The sequence below is a fragment of the Herpetosiphonaceae bacterium genome (assembly GCA_036374795.1).
Taxonomy (GTDB): domain Bacteria; phylum Chloroflexota; class Chloroflexia; order Chloroflexales; family Kallotenuaceae; genus LB3-1.
The window spans coordinates 1-13,293 of record DASUTC010000080.1 but is presented as its reverse complement, the minus strand read 5'-3'; the positions used below and the strand labels follow the sequence as shown (position 1 = coordinate 13,293).

General features: G+C 63.4%; 14 protein-coding genes. 4 read left to right on the top strand and 10 right to left on the bottom strand.

The genetic code is table 11. From position 1 onward, the window contains the following. The 3 genes from VFZ66_05560 to VFZ66_05550 all read left to right on the top strand — a co-directional run. Nucleotides 1-1,435 (top strand): glycoside hydrolase family 13 protein (locus VFZ66_05560; GenBank protein ID HEX6288635.1); only part of this gene is annotated, 1,435 nt, incomplete at its 5' end. A gap of 80 nt (nt 1,436-1,515) precedes the next feature. Beyond that, a complete protein-coding gene (locus VFZ66_05555; protein ID HEX6288634.1) occupies nt 1,516-1,770 on the top strand; it encodes a hypothetical protein in 255 nt (84 codons plus the stop codon). After that, a complete protein-coding gene (locus tag VFZ66_05550) occupies nt 1,767-2,171 on the top strand; it encodes a PIN domain-containing protein (protein ID HEX6288633.1) in 405 nt (134 codons plus the stop codon). The genes VFZ66_05555 and VFZ66_05550 overlap by 4 nt, the downstream gene beginning before the upstream one ends. Before the next feature lie 153 nt (nt 2,172-2,324). On the opposite strand, the gene VFZ66_05545 is transcribed toward VFZ66_05550, so the two are convergent. From VFZ66_05545 to VFZ66_05525, 5 genes are all read right to left on the bottom strand, one after another. Beyond that, a complete protein-coding gene (locus VFZ66_05545; protein HEX6288632.1) occupies nt 2,325-3,554 on the bottom strand; it encodes a glycosyltransferase in 1,230 nt (409 codons plus the stop codon). Further along, nucleotides 3,551-3,982, bottom strand: a complete 432-nt coding sequence (locus VFZ66_05540; GenBank protein HEX6288631.1) for a diacylglycerol kinase family protein — start codon at nt 3,980-3,982, stop codon at nt 3,551-3,553. The genes VFZ66_05545 and VFZ66_05540 overlap by 4 nt, the downstream gene beginning before the upstream one ends. A gap of 1 nt (nt 3,983) precedes the next feature. Further along, nucleotides 3,984-4,469, bottom strand: a complete 486-nt coding sequence (gene ybeY / locus VFZ66_05535; protein HEX6288630.1) for an rRNA maturation RNase YbeY — start codon at nt 4,467-4,469, stop codon at nt 3,984-3,986. Nucleotides 4,470-4,664: 195 nt separating this feature from the next. Then, nucleotides 4,665-6,914: an HDIG domain-containing protein gene (locus VFZ66_05530; GenBank protein HEX6288629.1), complete on the bottom strand. Its 2,250-nt coding sequence runs from the start codon at nt 6,912-6,914 to the stop codon at nt 4,665-4,667. An 18-nt stretch (nt 6,915-6,932) separates the two neighbouring features. Next, on the bottom strand, nt 6,933-7,466 hold the full coding sequence (locus tag VFZ66_05525) for a GatB/YqeY domain-containing protein (GenBank protein HEX6288628.1): 534 nt from the start codon (nt 7,464-7,466) through the stop codon (nt 6,933-6,935). A gap of 497 nt (nt 7,467-7,963) precedes the next feature. Here VFZ66_05525 and VFZ66_05520 point away from each other — a divergent pair, with 497 nt between their 5' ends. Continuing rightward, nucleotides 7,964-9,517 carry a hypothetical protein gene (locus VFZ66_05520; protein ID HEX6288627.1) on the top strand — a complete coding sequence of 518 codons (1,554 nt, stop codon included), beginning with the start codon at nt 7,964-7,966 and terminating at the stop codon, nt 9,515-9,517. Nucleotides 9,518-9,597: 80 nt separating this feature from the next. Here the strand turns inward: VFZ66_05520 and VFZ66_05515 are convergent, their stop codons facing one another. The 5 genes from VFZ66_05515 to VFZ66_05495 form a co-directional block, all read right to left on the bottom strand. After that, complete coding sequence (locus VFZ66_05515; protein ID HEX6288626.1) at nt 9,598-9,831, bottom strand: ferredoxin family protein; 234 nt, start codon at nt 9,829-9,831, stop codon at nt 9,598-9,600. A gap of 221 nt (nt 9,832-10,052) precedes the next feature. Further along, entirely contained in the window at nt 10,053-10,724 is a 672-nt protein-coding gene (locus VFZ66_05510; GenBank protein ID HEX6288625.1) for a Crp/Fnr family transcriptional regulator, read from the bottom strand. A 10-nt stretch (nt 10,725-10,734) separates the two neighbouring features. Then, nucleotides 10,735-12,045, bottom strand: coding sequence for a phospholipase D-like domain-containing protein (locus VFZ66_05505; GenBank protein HEX6288624.1), 1,311 nt, complete (start codon nt 12,043-12,045; stop codon nt 10,735-10,737). A gap of 3 nt (nt 12,046-12,048) precedes the next feature. After that, on the bottom strand, nt 12,049-12,498 hold the full coding sequence (locus tag VFZ66_05500) for a hypothetical protein (GenBank protein ID HEX6288623.1): 450 nt from the start codon (nt 12,496-12,498) through the stop codon (nt 12,049-12,051). Nucleotides 12,499-12,795: 297 nt separating this feature from the next. Then, the coding region (locus tag VFZ66_05495; GenBank protein ID HEX6288622.1) for a hypothetical protein at nt 12,796-13,293 on the bottom strand (498 nt) is incomplete at its 5' end.

The following is a 13,293-nucleotide window of genomic DNA, read 5'->3' as shown; positions in this document are numbered from 1 at the left end:
GTGGGTCAAGGATGCGATCTTCTACCAGATCTTCCCCGATCGCTTTGCCAGGAGCGAGCGCGTGCTGAAGCCGAGCAATCTCAAGCCCTGGGATAGCAAGCCGACCGTCGAGGGCTACATGGGCGGCGATCTCTACGGCGTGATCGAGCATCTGGATCATATCGAGGCGCTGGGCGCGAACGCGATCTACTTCACGCCGATCTTCGCGTCGGCCTCGAACCACCGCTACCACACCGCCGACTACTATCAGGTCGATCCAATGCTCGGCGGCAACCAGGCGCTCGGCGATCAGATCGACGAGTGCCACAGGCGCGGCATGCGCGTCGTGCTAGACGGCGTGTTCAACCACGCCAGCCGCGCGTTCCTGCCCTTCAACGATATTCTGGAGCACGGCCCGCACTCGGCCTACATCGACTGGTTCTTCATCGAAGGCTGGCCGCTCTCGCCCTACGACGGCGACAAGCCCGCCAACTATGTCGCCTGGGTGGGCAACCGCGCGCTGCCCAAGTTCAACACCGACAATCCAGCCGTGCGCGAGTACCTGATGCGCGTGGGCGAGTTCTGGCTGCGCGAGTTCAACATCGACGGCTGGCGGCTGGACGTGCCCTTCGAGATCAAAACGCCCGGCTTCTGGCAGGAGTTTCGCCAGCGCGTCAAGGCCATTAATCCCGACGCCTATATCGTCGGCGAGGTCTGGACCGATGCCCGCGAGTGGCTTCAGGGCGATCAGTTCGACGCGGTGATGAACTATCTCTTTACCGCGCCGCTGATCGCCTTTACCGCCGGAGATCGCGTGGTGATCGAGATGGTCGAGGGTCGGTCGTACAAGCCTTACCCCGCCCTGGACGCGCCCGGCTTTGCTCGCAAGATCGAGGCGCTGCTGCGCATGTACGACTGGGAGCATACGCTGGTGCAGATGAACCTGCTGGATAGCCACGATACCGCCCGGCTGCTGACGATGGCCCAGGACGACATCGCGACGGTAAAGCTGGCGACGCTCTTCCAGATGACCTATCCGGGCGCTCCCAGCATTTTCTACGGCGACGAGATCGGCCTGCCCGGCGCGCTCGATCCCGATAGTCGCCGGGGCATGCCCTGGGACGAATCGAAGTGGAACCTGGAGCTGCTCGACTACTTCAGGCGGGCGATCCAGCTACGCAAAAACCATACGGTGCTGCGCCACGGCAGTATCCGGACCGTGTATGCCGAGGGTAGCGTCTATGCCATGGCGCGCACCGGCGACATAGAGACGCTGATCGTCGCGCTCAACGTGGGGGATCGGGAGCAGCAGGTGACAATGCCGGTGGACAAGCACTTCGCCGATCAGATCGCGCTGCATAGCTTCTTTGGCCCAACGGTCGCGGGCGTGGTCGAGGACGGCAAGGTGACGCTGACGCTGCCCGCCCGTGAAGGTGTGGTGCTCGGCGCGGCGTAGTGTACCATTGCGCCCTTACCCGTTCTAATCCCATTATTATTGATATGCTATACTCGTATGACCGAACATGAGAGGATGCTATGACGACCGCAGAGATCACACTTGATCAGGTGCTTGCGTTAGCACGGCGTCTACGGCCTATCGATCAAGCCCGCTTAATTGTACGTCTTGCGCCGACCATGGAATATTTGCTTGCGGAGCCACAGCCATCGACGAACATGGCGCGTCCACCCCTGCGCGGATTACTTGCCGATTTAGGAGCAGCGCCGTCCGATGCCGATATTACCGAGACTCAACGTGATATGTGGGCGACGTTTCCCAGTGACGCCGTATGACAATCCGTGTCCTTGCTGATACCCATACAATTTTGTGGTATCTCTATAATGATTCGCGCTTATCACGTGCAGCGCAAACACTGCTCGATCAGATCGATAGCGCTGGTGATCAAATCGCCATATCCTCGATTGTGCTGGCTGAGGTTGTGTATCTCATCGAGAAAGGACGGATCGCCACAGATGCGTTTGACCGTATTCTGGCCGCGCTGAATCGTGCAGATGCAACACTCGTTGAGATTCCACTGGATAGCCTGGTCGTGCAAGCGATGCGGCAAATTGATCGCGCTCACGTCCCAGAGTTACCCGATCGCATAGTAGCTGCGACAGCGCTCCATCTTGGCGTTCCAGTTATCAGCCGCGATCTAAAGATTCGTGCATCGATCGTTACTACCATTTGGTAGTCAACGAACCCGTTGTCTAAAATGGCCGCGCTGCATAGCTTCTTTGGCCCAACGGTCGCGGGCGTGGTCGAGGACGGCAAGGTGACGCTGACGCTGCCCGCCCGTGAAGGTGTGGTGCTCGGCGCGGCCTAGCGAAGCAGTAGGCTGGTGCCGCTAATCCTGGGCTTCCAGCCGCTCCAACCACTCACGCCAGATGCTCACCATGCGCGGTACGATCGCCAGCCAGTCGTAGCGCTCGACGACGAGCGCGCGGCCCGCCGCTCCCAGCCGCCGCGCCAGCTCCCGATCGCGGACCACCCGGCAGACCTCGGCGGCGAACTCAGCCGGACGATCGGCCAGCAGCGCATGCACGCCGCTTTGCAGCCCCTCGACGCCCTCCGCGCCCATGTGCGTCGCCACCACGGGCTGCTCCATCGACAGCGCCTCAAGCAGCTTGAGCCGCACGCCGCCGCCGATACGCATCGGCACGACATACGCCGCCGTGCGCTCGAACCAGGGCCGCACATCCGCCACCTCGCCCACGATCTCGACGCCCGGCAATCGAGCCAGCTGGCGCACCGCCGTCGTGGGGTTGCGCCCGACGACCACGAAGCGCAGATCGGGCTGCTGCGCACGAATCAGCGGCAAGACCTGCCGCGCAAACCACGTCACGGCGTCGATATTCGGGCGAAAATCGAGCGTGCCGGTGAAGAGCGTGTAGGGCGACTCTGCCTGTGGCTCAGGCTGCGGATCGCGGCGAAAGAAGGCCGTATCCACGCCGTTGGGCACCACGCCGATCGGCAGCGTGGCCGTGAGCGCGCCCAGGGTCGCCGCGTCGTCGCTCGACACCGCCATCATGCCGCCGAAGCGCCGCCCCACGCGCGACTCGTACCAGCGGAGCTTCTGCCACTGGATCAGCGAGTAGCCCGCCGCGGGCAGCTTGCGCGGACTCCGCAGATCGGTAGTGAACGCACGGCGCTGCAAGACAAACTCGGCATTGAACGCATCATAGACATAGAGCGGACGGCAGCGCGGGCGCTGCCTGCCGTACTGCACCATCTCGATGCTCTCGGCCTGCACCACATCGAACGGCACCCGCTTGAGCAGCCCGGCCAGCGCAGCCGCGTACGACGCGGAGCGCCCACGGAGCGCCATGTCGGGCAGCGGCGACAGCAGCGTTGTGCGCAGCCGGTCCACGCCTGAGCGAACGGGCGCGGACACCGTCACAACCTGGCACAGATCGCGCAGCGGCTCCATCGCGGCGGTCGCCTCGGCGCTGGGACTCAACGACAGCAGCCAGACCTCATGATCGCGGGCCGTGTGCTGGATGAACTGGTAGATCCGCTGCTGCCCGCCGCCGTGGGGGGGATAGGGCGGGGCCGGAGCGAGGTATAAAATCTTCACAGGATCAGCGCAAGCAGTTTAGGCAGAAAGACGATACAGCCGACGATCGCCGCGCCGATCGCGCCGATCAACACCGCGCCCGCCGCGACATCTTTCGCGCGCTTCGCCAGCGGGTGCGGCTGCGGCGACACCAGATCGACGACGGCCTCAAGCGCTGTGTTGAGCGCCTCAAGCGACAGCACCAGCGCCGTCGCCAGCGTCAGCGCGATCCAATCGCCCAGGCCCACGCCGAGGAGCCATCCCGCCCCAACCACGACGATCATCGCTGCGACATGAATCTGAGCGTTGCGCTGAGTCCGCAGCAGCGCGCCGATCCCGGCAAAAGCGAAGCCGAACGAGCGGATCAGGCCGATCAGCCAGCGCAGCAGCGGATGCCGGGCGGCAGAAGCGGTCGTGAGCGGGCGCAGCGGCGATCGTTCGCGGGCCATGTCAGCTCTCGCGGGTGATGCCGAGCGCGCCAAGCAGCGCCTCTTCACGTCCACGCATCGCCTGCGCATCCTCCGGCTGCTCATGGTCGTAGCCCAGCAGGTGCAGCAGCCCATGCGCCACGAGATAGCTCAGCTCGCGCTGAAGCGAGTGGCCGTACTCGTCGGCCTGCCGCACCGCGTGCGGATACGAAACCGCCAGATCGCCCAGGTAGCGCGGCTGGTCGGGTGCGCTCACAAAGGGCTGCTCGTCCTCGTCGGCCTCCGCCCCGAACGAGAGCACATCGGTTGAGGCGTCCACGTTGCGATAGGTGCGATTCAGCGTGTGCAACTCGTCCTCATCGGTGATCCAGATGCTGACCTCGACGGACTCGTCGATGCCCTCGCCGCGCAGCACATGCCGCGCCAGGTGTTCCAGCGCCGCCGTATCGACCTGCGGCACGAACGGCTCGTCTACCTCGATATTAACCGTGATCGTCTCCTGCTCCATGTCGCTCCGTTCCAAGTTCCAAGTTTCAAGTTTCAAGTTTCTCGTGCAGGCCCTCATCCTCCGGCCCCTGCGCCCAGAGGGCACCCGCCCTTCCCCATCCTCGCAGGTCCCTTTCCCGCTTGTGTGCGGTTGGAACGGGGGAGAAATTGGTGCTTAGTTCTCGTGTCTTGGTTCTTGGTTCTTGATGCTTCGCCCCTAGCCCGGCCCGTTGCCGTTCGATGTCTGCGCCGCTGGCTGCGGATAATCGACGCGCGGATGATAGATCCCTTGCAGCGTGTTGATAAATGATTCCTTGATCACGGCGATGTCGCGCAGCGTCAGCGGACACTCGTCGAGCTGGCCTGAGCGCAGCCGCTCGCTGACGATCTGCTCGACGACCTCGGCGATCGATTGCATCCCGCGCTGGCCGCGCTCGTCCTCATCGTTGGGCCGCGCCGGACGCAGCTTGCCGCTCTGCGCGCGTGCCCGCACCGTGGCCTCCACGCCGTCGGCCAGCATCATGATCCCGGCCTCGCGCGTCTGCGGCTTCGGCCCGGGATAGCGAAACTCCTCGATGTTGGTATCGCCGTCCTCTTGCAGCGCGCGCTGGTAGAAGTACGAAACCAGATTGGTGCCGTGGTGCTGCGGAATGAAATCAACGACCTGCTGGGGCAGCCCATGCTCCCGCGCCAGCCGCGCGCCCTCACGCACATGGTCGATAATGATCGTCGCGCTCGTCTTCGGATCGAGCACATCGTGGACGTTTGAGCGCTCGTGCTGGTTGTCGGTGAAGAAATACGGCCTGAGGATCTTGCCGACATCATGGTAGTATGCCCCGACCCGCGCCAGCAGCGGATCGGCTCCGATATTCTCGGCGGCAACCTCGGCCAGATTCGAGACGACGATGCTGTGATGGTAGGTGCCCGGCGCCTCGCGCATCAGTCGGTGCAGCAGCGGATGGTTGGGATGCGCCAGCTCCATCAACTGCAAGGGCGTTACCACGTTCGCCAGCCGTCCCAAAATATGGTATGTGCCGAGCACGATGATCACCGATTGCGCGCCGTTGAGCAGGCTAAAGAACGCAATATCCAGCGCGCCCGGCCAGTCGGAGAGCGGGCCGAGCCAGAAGACACCGGCGCTCAGCATCGTGACGAAGGCAACCGACAGCCCGACCCATACGAACGATACGCTGCGCACGGCGCGCTGCGCCACGAAGACACCGGCGGCGCTGCCCAGCATCAGCGTCAGCGTCAGGCCGATGCTCTGCTCGGTCTGCATCCCGATCAGCGGCGCGACCGTCAGCGCCGACAGCAGGCCCAGGCTGCCGTTGAAGAGCACCGTCAGCAGGACCGCCAGCGTCGCCAGCGGGAAGGCGTAGGGCGCGCCCTCCCATATGGGCACGACGATCCGGCCACCCAGCACCAGCGCCGCCATCGCCGCGCCGATCACGGTAAGACCACGATGATTAAGCCACAGATGAGACTGATAGCGGTACAGATACGTCGCGAACAGCCAGGCCGCGAGCAGGCCCAGCACAAACTGCTGCAACATCGCCACCGTGCCGCCTGCGCCAAAGACGAGCCCAAACCTCAACAGCGTCTCGTAGGTTTCCTCCGAAACCACATCGCCCTCGCGGACGATGTTCTGGCCTTTGATCACGGTGACAGTCACCGGCTCGACCGCTTTACGGGCGGCAGCTCGCCGCAGCTCGGTTGCCTCCTGATCGACCATGCGATTCGCCTTCAGGAAGACGTTGACAAAATACAGCACCAGATTGCGCTCCGACGCATTCAACGTCGGCGCGACCTGGACATACGGCAGCTCGCGCTCGCGGATCGCCTGAATATCGGTGCTTCTGAGCGCGCTGTTGTGGTTTTGCCAGATCTCATCATAGACGCGCCGCGCCTCGTCGGTGATGATCTGCCAGCGCTCATCGTCCAGCTCGACCAGTTGCAGCGCCAGGGTATCTGAGATCGGCACGCTTGGCAGCGATCGGAGCGATTCGGCGCGCGCCTCGGAGCTTAGCTCCGTACTGTTGCGAATACGCGAGATGTCATCGAGCGCCTGCGACATCGCATCGCGCTGCGCCTGCTGCACGGTTGAGTCGGAGCGAACCTGAACGTTGGCCGGATTATTCGCCGCCTCCTCCTGAGCGCGTCGCGTCATCACCTCGCTCTCGTAGGAGAGCGAGCGCGGCGCATGAAGCGTGACCGGGCTCGGCGCGCCTTTGACGATCCCGGCTGTCGCCGAGATCGGCGTCGCCAGGATCACGCCAAGCACCACGCCCAGCGCCAGGCCAAAGAGCGCCATCGTGATCAGCGGCTTGCGCTGACGCGCCGCACGACGACCTGCGGCGGTGCGCCAGGGCCGGACCACCCGTGGCGGCAGCCAGCGGAGCAGCCAGCGTTGAAGCCGAGCATGACGGCGAAAGCCGTCTACGTAGCGCCAGGGTTGACGGTTGGACACAGATCTTCCAGCCTCGCGTTAGCTCAAAAGCTCTTGAACTAACTGATTGAGCGTCCGCCCGTCTGCCTGATCTTTATAGCGTTGCATCACCAGCGGCATAACCTTTTTCAGATCGGCCTTGCTGGTCGCGCCGACTTCTTGGATTACGCCCTGGATCAGCGGACGAAGCTGCTCGACGCTCATCTGTTGGGGCAAATACGATCGCAGCACGGCGATCTCGGCCTCCTCGGAGGCCATCGCATCGGCACGACCGGCAGCGCGGTAGGATTCTGCCGCGTCCTGGCGCTGCTTGACCTCGCGGTTGACCACCTGCCGCATCTCGGCTTCGGTCAGCGGCTCGCCCTTGGGCAGATCGCTCGTCGGAATATCGTCGGGGCGAACGCCGCGCTCCTGGGCAAGACGCTTCAGCGCCGCGCTACGTTCCCGTGAGCGCTTGGCTACCTCCTCGTTTTTGATCGCCGCGATCAGCGAGCGAATCGTGGTCAGACGCGGCTCCTCCTTGGAGCGCATCGCAGCTTTCAGATCATGTTGCAGTTGTTCGAGTAACGTCATAGATCACCTTGGTGCGCCACCAGGCCGGAGAGTGGGCGATCCCACACCATTGTGCTTTGGACTGGATCGGCGCGTTTCATGTCTGCGTAGGCCCCTGCCACATAGACAAATAAGCGCCGCCGCCGCTGCGCCGACACTTCCACTATGTCACATGGATGGTACACGCCTGTATATTATAGAACATCGGCCTCTGGCGTCAACGCCGCGTATATTGGAGCACATCGCGCGAGGATCAGATACCCGATTGCAAAGCGCAGCATCTTGCTCTACAATGGCTGAGTATCTCTAAGCTGCTCCTCGCCATACATCATAGTTTACGAGAGCTCTTCGCTAGTGTGCTGTCAGGCCGGGGGGTGCCCTTTGGGCCCGGGGTGGCTCCAAACTGTTCCCTCGCTGATCGTGATCCATCGCATACACGCAGTATCGCGCCAGCTACCAGGCGCGATATTAGACGACTCTGTCCCTTGCGGACGCCGCCCAGGTAAAGGAGTGATGTAATGCTCGCCCCCCATCCACGTCCCCGTCCACAGCGTGTCGTGCTCTTCACGCTCGTTCTGCTCATGGTCCTGCTCGCAGGAAATCTCCACGCTCCATCCACCGTTGCCCTCGCAGATGCCCGGCTCGGCTCCAAGCCCGGCCCGACCAACGAGCCGTCGCAAACGATCGCGGGCAGCACCGTGGAGATGCCACCACCGCCCGGCTCGAAGAACGCTACCACCCAGCCGACGCACGATCCCCACGGCGTCACGTCGAGCGGCCCGGCGCTGCCCGGCACCAAGAACGACGACGGCGATCTGTCCGCTGCCAGCTCTGCGGCTGCGGCTGGAACCGGCTGGCGGTTCACCGCCTGCGGCACGATTCAAGACGGCGGCTGGACCACAACATCGAACTCGTTTGAAACCATCCGCTCGTGTACGCTGACGCTGCCCGAAAACGGCTTTGTCTATCTGATCGGATCGACCGCGCTTGGGCGTAACAACGGCGACTTCGAGGCCCGCCTCAACGTCAGCATCGACTCGGCCAGCGGCAATGCCGCGACCGATCGCTGGATCAACGTCTACGGCGACAGCGGCGACGGCACCGATAAGAACGCCCAGGTCACGCTGCTCGCGCCGGTCAGCGCGGGAACGCACACCTTCTACTTCCTCGGCGCGCGCTACAACGGCGCGGGCACACTCCAGCTCTACGATCCCTCGCTCAGCGTGCTGTACTTCCCCGGCTCGTCGGGCGATGTGCTGGCCTGCGGCGTGGCGAGCAACACGGTCTGGACCACCACCGCAGATTCATTTCAGGAAATTCGCTCCTGCGGGCTGAACGTGCCAAAGAGCGGCTTTGTGTATCTCAATGGAACGACCTCGGCTGGACTGGGCAGCGGCGGCGCGTACGAGGGACGCTTCCGCCTGGGCGTCGATACCGTCAGCGGCACTGCCTCAAGCGACCGCTGGGTCAATGTGTACACCGACAGCGGCGACGGCACCGATGAGGCCGTCGCGACCTCGCTGCTCACCTCGGTCAGCGCGGGAACGCACACGTTCTACTTCTCAGGCGCGCGCTACAACGGCACGGGCACGGTCCAGCTCTACGATCCCTCGCTCAGCGTGCTGTACTTCCCAGCGCCCAACGTCACTGCCAAAGTCTGCGGCGCGGGAGGCTCCGACACATGGACCAATAGCACCACGACCTATAGTATCATTCGCTCCTGCACGCTGAACGTGCCCGACAACGGCTTTGCCTTCATCGACGCGAGCGCCTCGGCTGGTCTGAACAGCACCGGCGCGGGCAACGATTGGGAGGGTCAGTTCCGCGTGGGCGTGGATAACGACACCGGCAGCTCGCTCTTCGATCGCTGGGTCAACGTGTACACCGATAGCGGCGACGGCACCGATCGGATCGTGGCGATCTCCGGGCTGGTCAACATCAGCAGGGGCGTTCACACCTTCTACTTCGTGGGCCGTCGCTACGCCGGCAACGGCACGCTACGCCTCTACTCGCCTTCGCTCACGGTCATCGTGCCGGGCGCGACTCACTATATCCCGATGATCGCGAAGTAGACGCGGTGCGCCGACAGGATGGATACAAACGAAACGGGACGCCGAGTGGCGTCCCGTTCTGCTTGCGCTAGCAGTGTTATCTATCCGAAGAAAGCGGCGTTCTTGGCGATATAGCTCTGCCACTGCTCGGGCACGGCATCTTCGGCAAAGATCGCTGAGACGGGGCACTCCGGCTCGCACGCGCCACAGTCGATGCACTCGTCGGGATTGATATAGTACTGATCTTCGCCCTCGTAGATGCAATCAACTGGACAGACCTTCACACACGCCGAGTCCTTGGTTCCGATACAGGGTTCTGCAATGATGTATGGCATGAGAACGGCTCCTTTCCGCTTGCTCCCCAGAGCAAGATATAGCTTCGTGATATGGCATACGATAGCACGCCCTGTACCACCTGTCTGTGACTCTAGTTCCACTTCTGAGAACTATTCTCATATTCATTCGAGTTCGACGTTTCAAGCTCTGAGTTTCGAGCTCTCCCCTGTTCGTGGGTTTGGCGCCTGGTTCTCCGCTTGTTCCCGTGTTCCCGTGTTCTTTATATCTCAGCGGCGTGCTGCAAGCCCATGGCATCCAGCACGATCACCTGGCCCCGCTTGAGCGCGACCAGGCCCTCGTCGGCCATCTGGCGCAGGGTTCGCCCGACGATCTCGCGCACGGTTCCGGCGCGCGCTGCAAGCTCCGCCTGGGTCAGCATCGCCGTGCCGTTGGCCGCCTCGTTCAGCAGCAGCCGCGCCAGACGCGCCCGCACCGAGCGAAAGCCGAGATCCTCGATCAGCGCTGCCTGCTCGCGCAGTTGTTCGGCCATCTGGCGCATGAAGACCAGGGCCAGATCGGGAAACTGCCGAATCAACGGCACCAGCGACTCATCCGGCAGCAGCAGGCAGGTGACAGCGCTCATTGCGCGCGCGGTCGTGGGCGTGAGGCCGCCGTCCAGCAGGGGCTCCATGTTGAAGACCTCGCCGCTGCCGACGACCGCCAGCACCTGCTCGCGGCCATCGTTGGCGGTACGCGCCAGGCGCACCCGCCCGCTGAGCACGACAAAGAGCGCCTCGGCTGGCTGGCCCTCGTAGGTGAGGTATTGCCCGGCGCGATACCGGCACTCGCACATACAGCGCGCCAGCGCTTGCAGAGCGCGCTCGTCCAGATCGGCGAAGAGCGGGATGGTGCTGAGCGTCTGCTGGAGCGTCATGGACTCTTGACGAAGCATGGCCCGTTTCCTATCCACAGCGGGTTGGTTCGAGAGCTTGCTGATAGACACGCTCGAACTCCTCTTTGTAGCGTGCCGCCAGCCCGGCATCATCGACGATCAGCACGTTTTCGTCGTTTTGGGTCTGTGCCGCCCGTGTAAAGTTGAACGATCCGGTGATCACCAGATGATCGTCGATGATCATCGTTTTGCTATGCATGATGTAGCAATTGCCGTCGCTGTGGATATCGACGCCCGCGTCTTTGAGCTTGCCCAGCTCGGAGCCGGTACCCCTGGTATTACGGCTCTCCATTACCGTGCGTACGGCCAGCCCGCGCTGCTTGGCCTCGATCAGTGTATCCGCGATCGGGTCCGAGGTGAAGGCAAAGGCCATCACGTCGATCGACTGTTGCGCGGCCTGCAACCGCTCGACGATCTGCTCGGTGATCGGATCATCGGGCGAGAACGCATTGACTACCGTCGCGCTATCGATCGTGAGCTGCGGATTCACCAGCACGCTCGATCCGCTTGTGCCGCCCGCGCCCTGGAAGATGTCCTCCGCCTTGGCGGTGTAGTTCGCGGCCAGCCGGGGATCGGCGATACGCAGCATGTTATTGTTGTTGCGGAAGGCATCGTTGACCGTCAGATTCATCGAGCCGGTCCAGACGATCGTCTCGTCGATCACGATGAACTTATTGTGCATGAACGCTTCCCGCTCGTCAAAAAAGACCGGAATACCGGCGGCTTGTAAATCGCCGGTCAGCTTCGAGACTTCGGGCGTCTCCAGATTCTCGCCGTCGATCGAGACGCGCACCTGCACGCCGCGCTGCTGGGCACGGATCAGCGCCTCGGCGATCTTGGGCAGATCGAAGTCGAACGACGCAAGCTCGACGCGACGCTGAGCAGCGTCGATATCCGCCGCGATCGTCTCGTCCAGGCCGCCCACGCGGTTTTCGGCTCGTTCGGGATACTGCGGCTTGGTAAAATAGACCTGATACCACGAGCCGCTGTAGCCGCGCATCGTCTCCGTCTCGACCTGATCCTGTGGCGGTGGAGCCGTGCGCGGCGCGACGGAAGGCTGCGGCACGACCGGCTCATCAGCGCTCGGCGCTTCGGGCTGCGAGCCATCGTCCAGCTCAGGCGCGCGCTGTGCCGACGGCGCCAGATCACGGATCTGCTCCAGCCAGCGGTCGAAATAGCCGTTCTGGTATAGCCAGAGCGCCGCAAGGATCAGCAGCAGCGGGATCAGCTTGTTCAGGGGCAGATCATTGCGACCGATGCGACGCGAGCCTCCCTGCCGCGTGCGACGCGAGTTTTGTTGATGGGTGCGACGACGTGGCATGACTCAAACCTTTCGATAAACCCATCTGCGCACGCGCCGCCGCAGAGAGTTCCATAGCGCGCGCCGTCTTGCCTGTGGCGCGCTCCGACTACTGGCATCCGCAGGCGCGGCAGACGATGACCCAGATACCGGGTGAGGCTTGGAAGGAGCCGCCGCCGAGGGAGTCGAGACTGTCGCGGCTGCCTGCAACGCCGCCTGCGCCCGCTCGACGACCGCAGCCGCTGCTTGATCGTCCGCCGCTGAGCGCGCCGCCGCCCGCGCTGCGGCTCGGATCGCGGCCACACGCTCACGAAACGCCGCATCGTCGGCGGCGGCATCCGCCGCCTGCACCTGCTGGGTAATCCAATCAAGCAGCGCGGTCGCGACAGGATCGGTCAGCTCAGCGGTCAGCGCCTCATCCTCGCCGAAACGTTCGAGCGCCTGCTGTACTCGCGCTGAAGGTTCTTGACTCATCGGGCCTCTCTTCATGCTACGTCGGTCATTATACCCGCTTCTTTCACAACCCCTTGCGCCTCCACGCGCCACCTCAGACATCGGACAGACCAATCAGGCGAGACGAACTCCCGCCTGATGATGTTCGAGGCATGACACGCACAGCAGCCGTGGGGATCGCCAGCGCAGAACCTCAGGCGCGGGCTGGGGAAGCAGCCGATTCTGCATCAGCAAGCGATGCCGGGGCTTTTCCCGATCCCTGACTCCGATCGCTTTGTTCTTTCGTTCTTGGTTCTTTCGCCCCGGCCTATCGGCGCGCTACGATGTCACAGTCGGCTGGCGCTTCCAAACGCCGCGCAGCGCCGCCAGCATGCGAGCGCGAGACAGCCTGCGGAGCTGGAAGATCACCGCCCAGCCGCCGATCAGCAGCCAGAGCCGCGCGCGGGGCATCGCGTCCCAAAAATACGCGCGCTCGATCTGCCACGACGTGCGCCACTCGATCAGCGACGGCCAGCGCAAGGTGTAGCGGCCATCCGGCTGCTGAGCGGCAATCGCCACCGCCGCGTTCTCAAGCGCATTCTCCTGCTTGCCGGGATAATCCACCCACAGGTGATCGAACGATCCGACAAGCGTCGCGGGAATGCCCTTGGCGCTTAAGATGCTGGCGAAGACCACCGCCCGCGCCTGGCAATCGCCCTCGCCGCGAGCCAGCACCTCGCTCGGCGTCGGAAAATACCAGGGCACGCCATAGGTCTGCCACGGCACGGCATACGGCACCAGCGTGCTGTTGACGACAGCCTCGATCGCCTGGGGCTC

Excerpts from the sequence above, each read along its gene's own strand:
- ybeY (HEX6288630.1), bottom strand. The coding sequence starts at position 4,469 with ATGGAGCAGGAGACGATCACGGTTAATATCGAGGTAGACGAGCCGTTC.
- VFZ66_05510 (HEX6288625.1), bottom strand. The coding sequence starts at position 10,724 with ATGCTTCGTCAAGAGTCCATGACGCTCCAGCAGACGCTCAGCACCATC.
- VFZ66_05520 (HEX6288627.1), top strand. The coding sequence starts at position 7,964 with ATGCTCGCCCCCCATCCACGTCCCCGTCCACAGCGTGTCGTGCTCTTC.
- VFZ66_05500 (HEX6288623.1), bottom strand. The coding sequence starts at position 12,498 with ATGAGTCAAGAACCTTCAGCGCGAGTACAGCAGGCGCTCGAACGTTTC.
- VFZ66_05555 (HEX6288634.1), top strand. The coding sequence starts at position 1,516 with ATGACGACCGCAGAGATCACACTTGATCAGGTGCTTGCGTTAGCACGG.
- VFZ66_05550 (HEX6288633.1), top strand. The coding sequence starts at position 1,767 with ATGACAATCCGTGTCCTTGCTGATACCCATACAATTTTGTGGTATCTC.
- VFZ66_05515 (HEX6288626.1), bottom strand. The coding sequence starts at position 9,831 with ATGCCATACATCATTGCAGAACCCTGTATCGGAACCAAGGACTCGGCG.
- VFZ66_05505 (HEX6288624.1), bottom strand. The coding sequence starts at position 12,045 with ATGCCACGTCGTCGCACCCATCAACAAAACTCGCGTCGCACGCGGCAG.
- VFZ66_05525 (HEX6288628.1), bottom strand. The coding sequence starts at position 7,466 with ATGACGTTACTCGAACAACTGCAACATGATCTGAAAGCTGCGATGCGC.
- VFZ66_05540 (HEX6288631.1), bottom strand. The coding sequence starts at position 3,982 with ATGGCCCGCGAACGATCGCCGCTGCGCCCGCTCACGACCGCTTCTGCC.